Annotated in this window: 8 protein-coding genes and 1 pseudogene; 4 read left to right on the forward strand and 5 right to left on the reverse strand. The window is 68.1% G+C overall.

Annotated features, from left to right (window positions below; all coding sequences use genetic code 11):
• Window positions 1-547 precede the first annotated feature (547 nt).
• The 3 genes from ACZ67T_RS40620 to ACZ67T_RS40630 form a co-directional block, all read right to left on the reverse strand.
• A complete protein-coding gene (locus ACZ67T_RS40620) occupies window positions 548-1,045 on the reverse strand; it encodes a hypothetical protein (protein ID WP_469991336.1) in 498 nt (165 codons plus the stop codon).
• A 329-nt stretch (window positions 1,046-1,374) separates the two neighbouring features.
• Window positions 1,375-1,737, reverse strand: coding sequence for a transposase (locus ACZ67T_RS40625; protein ID WP_469991338.1), 363 nt, complete (start codon window positions 1,735-1,737; stop codon window positions 1,375-1,377).
• The gene (locus ACZ67T_RS40630; RefSeq protein WP_469991340.1) at window positions 1,649-3,028 is read right to left on the reverse strand and encodes an ISL3 family transposase; all 1,380 of its coding nucleotides are present in this window, start codon (window positions 3,026-3,028) and stop codon (window positions 1,649-1,651) included. The genes ACZ67T_RS40625 and ACZ67T_RS40630 overlap by 89 nt, the downstream gene beginning before the upstream one ends.
• On the opposite strand from ACZ67T_RS40630, the gene ACZ67T_RS40635 reads away from it, so the two are divergent.
• Both ACZ67T_RS40635 and ACZ67T_RS40640 read left to right on the forward strand, forming a co-directional pair.
• The gene (locus tag ACZ67T_RS40635; protein WP_469991341.1) at window positions 3,007-3,366 is read left to right on the forward strand and encodes a hypothetical protein; all 360 of its coding nucleotides are present in this window, start codon (window positions 3,007-3,009) and stop codon (window positions 3,364-3,366) included. The genes ACZ67T_RS40630 and ACZ67T_RS40635 overlap by 22 nt on opposite strands.
• Window positions 3,367-3,571: 205 nt before the next feature.
• Window positions 3,572-4,198 (forward strand): DUF1349 domain-containing protein, encoded by a 627-nt coding sequence (locus ACZ67T_RS40640; RefSeq protein WP_469991343.1) that lies wholly within the window; start codon window positions 3,572-3,574, stop codon window positions 4,196-4,198.
• Window positions 4,199-4,217: 19 nt separating this feature from the next.
• On the opposite strand, the pseudogene ACZ67T_RS40645 reads toward ACZ67T_RS40640, so the two are convergent.
• Window positions 4,218-4,579, reverse strand: a pseudogene (locus tag ACZ67T_RS40645) (SAM-dependent methyltransferase); the annotation flags it as partial.
• Between the two features lie 402 nt (window positions 4,580-4,981).
• Complete coding sequence (locus ACZ67T_RS40650) at window positions 4,982-5,515, reverse strand: COG4315 family predicted lipoprotein (protein ID WP_469991344.1); 534 nt, start codon at window positions 5,513-5,515, stop codon at window positions 4,982-4,984.
• Between the two features lie 147 nt (window positions 5,516-5,662).
• Here ACZ67T_RS40650 and ACZ67T_RS40655 point away from each other — a divergent pair, with 147 nt between their 5' ends.
• A complete protein-coding gene (locus tag ACZ67T_RS40655; RefSeq protein WP_469991346.1) occupies window positions 5,663-6,262 on the forward strand; it encodes an RNA polymerase sigma factor in 600 nt (199 codons plus the stop codon).
• The gene (locus tag ACZ67T_RS40660) at window positions 6,246-6,995 is read left to right on the forward strand and encodes a hypothetical protein (RefSeq protein ID WP_469991348.1); all 750 of its coding nucleotides are present in this window, start codon (window positions 6,246-6,248) and stop codon (window positions 6,993-6,995) included. The genes ACZ67T_RS40655 and ACZ67T_RS40660 overlap by 17 nt, the downstream gene beginning before the upstream one ends.
• Window positions 6,996-8,206: the final 1,211 nt, after the last annotated feature.

Genomic DNA, 8,206 nt, shown 5'->3' on the forward strand with positions numbered 1-8,206 from the left:
AGACCGAGCCAGGAACAGATGAGCTGTCCCAGTACGTAGACGCCCACCTTGGTCACGGCCTGCCCGGCGTGCCGCAGAACGGTCCGCCGCTTGGTGTACTTCTCCGCGTGCAAGAGGATTCCTCTCTCAGCAATGGCCCGCCCCAGTCGGCACGGAGGCGCCACCCGGCGCCGCCGGGAGGACGAACCCGCAGAACGAGTAGGGCAGTTGAAGCTTGAGAAAGGGCTTGAGCGACAGATTACCTGTCCATGGATGCCCACGTGATCGAATCAGGCGATCTAGAGCCGTCGACCCGCAAAGTGAGCGGGGCGCGCGCACCCGGGACGTCAGTACCGGGTACGACCGTGAACCGCATGACCGCCACCACCGTGAGGGCCACGCCAGCCGACTCGGCTGCAGGCCCACCGATGCCGGAGACGAGCAGCGTGACGGCGATGCTGCAATGGCCCTTCGTTCCTGCAGGCTGGCGACTAACGCTGAGCCGAGGGTCTGCCCATGCAGGTGCCGGAGCGACTGAGAGGGGCCGTGCCGTGGGGACAGCGATCCGTCAGGCCGCGGGCAACTGCTGCGTGTCGCCGGGGGCTCGTCCGAAGACAGTATCGAAGGCGAGTGCGTGTCTGGTGGGCAGGAGGTGGTAAGGGCTTCCGGAGCCGCGGACGGTGTGGGGGCCTGTGCGGCCGGTCGTGAGGAAGTCGAGTGGGGTGAGGACGTCCAGGTTGTCAAAGACGTAGCAGACCGGCAGCCCCGTCCAGGCCGCCAGCTGCAGGTGGGCTTTGACAGCTGCGGTCTCGACCGCGTGCCGGCCGGTGGTGCTGCTGGTCATCCGGCTCTTGCAGTCGATCATGAACAGATGCCGGCCCTGTGCAGCGATGAGGTCGGGGGCCCAGCGCAGGAAGCTGTCGGTACTGCGCAGTGCGGCACTGACCATGGGGCTCAGTACGCCCTGGCCCCACTCGTCGACGGCCCACCCGCGGATGCCCAACTCCCGTGCGACGCGCTGTTCGTGGGCGTCGCCGATGTCCTTCCTTCGTTGAAAGCTCGTCATACCGGGGAGTGTTGCGCAGCGGCGACGTGCCAAAACCACGCAGGTACAGCCGTCGGCCAGTGCCGGTCACGGGCGTTGGCAGTCATCGTTGTTCATTGGTGTCCGTTGTGGTCCGCTGGTGTCCCACTGCGTCCCACTCCGGGCGGTGAGAGTTGACGCGAATTCGCCCCCCGGCAGGCCCGGAATGAGGCGGTGACGGGTCGTGCCCTTCCGTGCCGTACTCAAGGCCTTGCTGGCCACTTTCCCGAGTAGACCCCGGCCTCCGTGCCGGGAGTGCCGAGCGGTGATGGCGATTCTTGAAATCGGTTCTGACCGCAGTTTCGTGAAGCTCATGATCGAGTGAGGATGCGGATCCGGAGGAGTCTGAAGGATGCCCGGTTGTACATGCTCCTCTTGATCGTTTTCACTCTGTTCACATTGCCTTCGACGACGCCAGAGCTCCATTCGAGGGTGAGGCCGGCGGTGACGGCGTCGAGGTCCTGGCGGAGAAATCCGGCGAACCCGCGAACAGGTGCGGGGGCGTCCTGTTCGGCCTGGCGGATCCAGTCCATCAGCAGATACCCGCGGCGGTGGGTGACCAGGTCGTGGAAGGTGCGGGCCAGGTCACAGGCCCGGGTGATGTCCGGGCAGGCGAGCCGGACTTGGAGGAGTCGTTCGTCGTCCTTCGGCCGGAGGTCTTCCCTGCGGCACATGATCCAAGAGGTGAATCTTCCGAGGGCTGGGGATGGCGGCCCGGACGGGCTCAGCGGTGCCGTCGCGGAGGGCGGCGAAGTGTTTGCGGATGGCGTGGACGCTGCCGCGGTAGTCCTGTGCGCGGATCTCGGCGAGGACCTGGGGTGCGGTGATGCTGCCGCCGGTGTCGGTGAAGCGGGCGGTGGCGTATGCCTTGAAAGGGGCGAGGACGCCGGTGGGTCGGCGGTCGCGGGCGGAGGCCAGGAGGGTGTCGAGGTCGGTGTCGCGGAAGCGGCGCACGGTCTTGCGGTCCAGGTGGAGGCGGCGGGCGATGGCGCTGATGGTCCAGCCGGCACTCACGAGCCGGTGGACGTCGGCGTGTCGCTCCCGGGTCCGCTCGATGATCTGGGTGCGGGGCAGTTCGGCGGGCGGCAGCTCGGTGATCGTGACGGTCGCCGCTACCGGCACCTCGGTCTCCTCCTCTGTATGTTTTCGCAGGCAGGAGCGGTGTTGGTGGCAGGTCTTCTCCACGGCCGCGCCGAGGTTCTGCAGCAAGTGCCACCGGTCGGCAACCTCCAGGGCGTCCGGTGCGACCTCCTTGATGGCCTTGCTGTAGGCGGTGGCGCGGTCCCTGCAGATGATCTCGGCGCCGGGATGCGCGGTGAGCCAGGCGGCGAAGGTGTCGCACTCACGGTCGGGCAGGACGTCGACGACGCGGCCGGATTCGACGTCGACCAGCACGGTGCCGTACCGCTTTCCCTTGCGGAAGGCGAAATCGTCGACACCGAGGACGCGCGGCGCCCGTTCCGGGACGGCCGGCTCCGTGAGCAGGGCCAACAGCCGCGTCCGGCCCGCCTTCAGCCGCATCCTCCGGCACAGCCGTTGACCGGGACGACCACCGAGCTCGACGGCGACCGCGTGCTGCCACTGCTTCAGCCCGAGGCTGGAACGCCTGTAGCGCTCGCTGAGCTGGGCGACTTGCTCGACGAACGTCCGTCGCGAACACCGACCACGGTCGCAGAAGAACTGCCGGACCCGTAACCGAACGGTCGGACTCCGGCCGTTCACCGGCAGTCCGGCCAAGCCTCGCTGGTACGACGAATGCACCCTCGACGCCTGCGAGTTGCATCCCGGACAACGTGGTGGCGGCCCGCACGCGACCGCCTCGACGACCAGCCCCTCGGCGGCCTCGGTGACGTGCGTCAACCGCACATCGAAACCGGAGAACAGAACATCAGCGAGCGATTCGACCCCCATACGCAGGATGTCCCGCAAAGGAACGTTCCTGTATGCCGCCCCTGACCTGGGCATTCACGAAACTGCGGTCAGAACCAGGTTCAGAGAGCGCCATCAGCCGGGCAGAACGTCGTGATCCATCTGACGGACCGGCGATTCATCTGCAGCACGGCCAACTGCCGCGCCGCACGTGCGCCGAGCCGTTCACGCGGCTGACCGCCCCGTACGTACGCTTCACCACACGGCTCGACCACGTCATGGAGCGTGTCGGCCTCGCACTCGCCGGGCGAGTCGGCGCCCGACTGACTGCCCAACTGGGCTTCAGCGTTGGACGGATGGCCATGTTGCGTAAGGTCTTGGCGTTACCCGACCCGCAGCCCACCACGCCGCGCGTGCTGTGCGTGGATTCGTGATCCGCCGAGGGCAGACCTACTCGACGCTGTGCAGGAAGGCATCGGCCTGCAACGCTACTTCCTGTCATAGGAGTTCACCGAGAGCGTCGTCCGCCGCACCTTCCACGACCTCATTCCCCAAGCACACAGGGCCCGCATACCTTGAACCAGACACCCACGTTCCGGCGTTGTGGCTTGCCAAGGTCAGCCCGCAGGAGGAAACGATATGACCACCACCCGTAACGTGCCCGGCCTGCCCTTCACCCTCTCGACGTCGTCCGACGAGGCGTGGACCACCGACGAGGCGACCGCCACGCTGACAGCCGCAGCGGCCGCTCACAGCGACATCTTCATCGACCCGGGAGCAGACTCTCAGCTCAACGCCGAGTCCATGCTCAACGCCGCGACCCTGCTCGGCGTCCCCCCGGAGGGTGACTTCCAGTTCAGCGCACGCGTCACCGTCAACTTCGAGTCCACCTTCGACGCCGGCGTACTGCTCTTGTGGATCGATGACCGCAACTGGGGCAAGCTCTGCTTCGAGTTCTCTCCCGACCGCGAGCCCATGATCGTCTCCGTGGTCGCCCGCGGCGTCGCGGATGACGCCAACGCCTTCGCTGTCGACGGCCGGACGGTGTGGCTGCGCGTCTCCCGAATCGATCACGCCTTCGCCTACCACGCATCCCTCGACGGCAAGACCTGGCGGTTGATCCGCTTCTTCACCCTCGACGACACATCCACGTCCGCCTCCATCGGCTTCGAGGCGCAATCGCCGACCGGTGACGGCTGCGTAGTCACCTTCGACGACATCCACTTCACCCGCGAGCGTCTGCACGAACTGCGCGATGGCTCGTGACTCAGGGCCCATTGGCGGGCTAGCCGCCTGAGCCGGTGGCCGACGGCGGTACCTGGACGACGAAGAACAGGAAGTTGGGTTGGTCGACAGGTCCTGGAAGCCGTCCGGGAACATTTCGCGGGCGGCCGGTTCGGGCTGCGGCTCGCTGATGGCGGAAAGGCGGAAGCCGACCGTGGTGAAGGCATCGGTCATCGCGTGCAACGGCCTGCGCCACAACTCCATCGGGACGGAATGCCCGTTGAGAGGATAGCTGGTTGTCGCGTGGTAGTCGGGTCGGGGATCCCGGTGGGCGTAGGCCGTGAAAAGGTGGTTCGCCGACGCGATCAGCCGGCCGCCGGGCTGGAGTACTCGCCGCAGCTCGGCCAGCGTCGGCCCCCAGTCCGGAGCACCAGGCGCATCGGCTCGTCGCGCGTGGCCGGGCCGCGATTGCGGCCACCTGAGCCGCCCCGCCCCACGATCACCAACCGAGTCATCGGTGTCGTCCCGCTCAGACGCCCCGAGTGGGCTTCGGCTGACCGTCACCGATCACTGGGCCTGCCGACCTGAGGGTCGGTGGGCTCACAACGTCAGGTCACCGATCGAGACTGGTCCAGTCAGCTGCCGATCGCATCCCGCGACACGTCATGCCGCGGGCCGATCCTGAACTGCTCGTTGTTCCACCGCTCATGTGGTTGGAGCGGGCCGGGAGTGTCCACCGCATCGGCCGGGTTGTCTGGGATCGAGGGGCGGAGCGGTGGATGGTGCAGTGTCGGCGGTGGGTGGGCCGGGGGAGGTCGGGCTGGGTCAGTAGCCGTAGCCGCCGTTGCTGTTTTGCTGCGTTGAAGGGGCCGCCGGGGTCGTTTTCTTGACTGCGGTGCCGTGTGCGTCCAGGGTGAACCAGATGTTGTCGATGCCTTGTCCGTTGATGTCGTGGGCTGTCCGGTCGCCCGTGTAGTAGTACAGCGGGTGTCCGGCGTACGTCGCCTGGGTCTGTTTGCCGGTGTGCGTGGTGCCTATCAGGGCGGCGTGGGTGCCTTTGCCTGCCTTCGGCTTGCCCTTCATGGGCGGCCAGAGTTTGAGGCAGGCAGCGTCGCAGTTCATGGAGTTGCGGTTCTTCCTGTCCCTGGTGAACAGGTACAGCGTCCGTCCGCCGCCGTCGACGAGCACGGTGCCCAGCGGTGAGTTGTTCGCCCTGATGGTGGTGGCGTCCATGGCCGCTTGTGCCGGTGCCTTGCTCCGGGTCCCGCTGCCGCTGGCACTGTTTCCTGTGCTGCAGCCGGCCAGAGAGAGGGCCGCCACGAGCGCGAACCCGGTTAAGGTGATCCTTCCTCGGTTCATGATGTTTTGGTCCCTTCTCGCAAGGTCTTACGGGCGAGTCTTGGGGGTTGTACGGGCGGGCCCGGCCGAGGGATTGCGCCGCGCTCCCGGAATTTCCTGGCGACTTTTCCAATCCCTTGACCCGACTCGTACGTACACACCGGCGTGGTGCTGTTCTCACGCGCGGACCGGGTCGACGACGTCACGCTCGTCGCCGGCTTCGCGCTGGGCGACGAGCAGGCGTCCGTCGCCTTCGTCAGGCGTTTCCAGAACGCCGTCTACGGCCTCGCACTGTCGGTGACCCGGGAGCCGGCCCTCGCCGAGGACGTGAGCCAGGAGGTATTCGTACGGGCCTGGCGTGCGGCGGGCAGCTATGATCCCCGGCGCGCCTCGGTACTCACCTGGCTGCTGACGATCACCCGGAACGCCGCCATCGACGCCGTCCGGGCCCGCCGGGCCACGCCCACTCCAGCCGAGACCATGGAACGGCTCATCGACGTGACCCTGCGCTGCGACGCCGGGTCCGGCGATCCCGAGCGCCTGGCCCTGACCGTCCTGGAGAGCGAGCGTGCCCTGTGCCGGCTGCGTGCCCTGCCGGCCGAACAGGCCCGCGCCGTGGCGCTCGCCGTGATCGGCGGTTGCACCGCCGCCGAGGTCGGCCGGCACGAGAACATCCCCCTCGGCACCGCCAAGACCCGTATCCGCACCGGCTTGCGAAGGCTGCGCGACTTACTGAAGGAGGAACGCCGCGATGGAACGCCACCCTGATGAGGGCGCACTGATCGCCCTGGCGCTCGGTACCCTCCCCGGCCAACCAGCCGAACTGCTGCGTCACCTCGCCCACTGCCCTGCCTGCCACTCGGCCTACGGCGATGTCTCGGCGGCCGTGGATGCGGTACTGCCTGCCTCGCCTTCGGTCGCCCCTCCGGCCGGGTTCGAGGCACGGGTCCTCGACCGCCTGGAGCTCGGCCGACCCGCCGGTTCGCGTCGGTCCTGTGCCGCACGCGATTCGTCCCCGGCCCCGCAGGACGGGCAGTGCGCTCCGCCCGGCCCGGACCGGGCACCGATCCGCCGCTTTTTCGGCCGTCGCCGCTCCTACCGGACGCCGCTGCTGGTCGTCGCGGCCGCGGCCGTCGGGATCTGTCTGGGGGGCGTCGGCGGGGCCGAACTTGGCCGTGACGCGGCCCCGGTCCACGTGGTCCCGAGCGATCACGGAGCATCCCTGATCACCGCTGCGGGAGTACCGGTCGGCACGGTCGAACCGAGCCGGGCCGGTGACGACCGCGTCGTGGTCATGCAGATCACGGCAGGCCGCCCTGGCACGCACTACACCTGTCGGCTCCAGCTGAACGACGGTTCCACGCGCGACGCGGGCGCTTGGTGGATGTCGGCTTCCGGACGGGCCACCTGGACCGCCTACGGGGCTGCCGACAAGATCGACCGTGTCGAGCTGGTGACGGACGACGGCCGAGTCTGGTCGTCGGCCGCCCTCAACGGCTGACGCCCTGGAAGGAGGTGGGTTGGCCGTGTGGGTTGGCTGTGGGCGGTCGCGGATGGGTTGTAGCTGGTCCTGCGTGTGGTCTGTGCTGGTAGTTGCTGCCATGCAGTGACCAGATGGTTGCCATGGAGTGGACACAGGGCAGGGAGTGCGGCCGGGTAACGGTGTCGTCAGGCGGCGTGGTCGTCCTGCCGCTGCCGCTGCCGCTGCCGCGTCAGCCGGGTCGTGGTGGCTCCATCGCGGGCAGGGTCGTCTTGGGCGGCCTGTTGCGGGGTTGGCATGATGCGCGATGTTGTAACGGTCAGCGCGGTGAAGGGCGTGTCCGGGGCGGCGCTGGGCGAGGCGGGGGAGTGGGCGGGCTTGTTGGGGGTGACGGCCGTTAGCACGTAGATTTCGCCGCTGCTCTCACCATCGGTCTGTCCACCAGGGCCCTGGTGCCGTCACGAGGCAGTAATCCCGTTGTGGTGAGTGCCCGGTCATCGCCACTCACCACGGCGCGGCGGCATCACTGGCTCGCCGGACCGGTGGCTGGGCAAGCACGGTGCTGCACGATCCGAACGGGTCTGTGGCCAGGGGTACGCGGCGAGAGCCGTCCCGTTCGGTGAGTGCCGGGAACCGGTCACGCGGGGCCGTGACCGAACCGCCTGGATCCGGTCGTGACGGTGACCGATTCCATGAAATCGGTCACCGGCTCACGCCCCGGAAATCAGTCAGGCGCAGCCGCCTGGAAATCGGTCACGCCCCCGGGACCGGTCATGCGCCCACTGGCCTGGATAACGCCGTGAGGCCCGTTGACCGATTCGGTGAACGGGTCTCACGAGTGAGGGGTGGCCAGCTCTTGACCGTCCGGAGATGCGAGCGGCCGGCGGCGTGATGCAGCTCCTCACGATGTGTCTTCGCCTCCCTGAGGCGATGCTGTCCCGTACTCGGCGACGTCCCCCTACGGCGACCTGCCTTGGCACCGGACGGCTTCTTCTTCCGGGACTCGAACTCTATAGTCCAGCCGATGATGGTCAGCAGTTCCTGCTGCTGCTCATCCGCCTGCTCCTGGGGCTGCGGCGCGCGCCGCAGCCTCGCCCGGCCGTGACGGTCGCGTCCCGGTCGCCGGCCTGCGAGGCCTTGCCGGGCCAGTGGCGATCACGGGCTCCGGAACATCCTCGATTCCCCCGTGCGCGTGCGCCGGGACGGCTGCGGTGACCGGGGTTTCGGAGTTG

Source organism: Streptomyces sp. NPDC107517, from assembly GCF_055582645.1.

Excerpts from the sequence above, each read along its gene's own strand:
- ACZ67T_RS40620 (WP_469991336.1), bottom strand. The coding sequence starts at position 1,045 with ATGACGAGCTTTCAACGAAGGAAGGACATCGGCGACGCCCACGAACAG.
- ACZ67T_RS40625 (WP_469991338.1), bottom strand. The coding sequence starts at position 1,737 with ATGTGCCGCAGGGAAGACCTCCGGCCGAAGGACGACGAACGACTCCTC.
- ACZ67T_RS40635 (WP_469991341.1), top strand. The coding sequence starts at position 3,007 with ATGCCGCCCCTGACCTGGGCATTCACGAAACTGCGGTCAGAACCAGGT.
- ACZ67T_RS40630 (WP_469991340.1), bottom strand. The coding sequence starts at position 3,028 with ATGCCCAGGTCAGGGGCGGCATACAGGAACGTTCCTTTGCGGGACATC.
- ACZ67T_RS40640 (WP_469991343.1), top strand. The coding sequence starts at position 3,572 with ATGACCACCACCCGTAACGTGCCCGGCCTGCCCTTCACCCTCTCGACG.
- ACZ67T_RS40650 (WP_469991344.1), bottom strand. The coding sequence starts at position 5,515 with ATGAACCGAGGAAGGATCACCTTAACCGGGTTCGCGCTCGTGGCGGCC.
- ACZ67T_RS40660 (WP_469991348.1), top strand. The coding sequence starts at position 6,246 with ATGGAACGCCACCCTGATGAGGGCGCACTGATCGCCCTGGCGCTCGGT.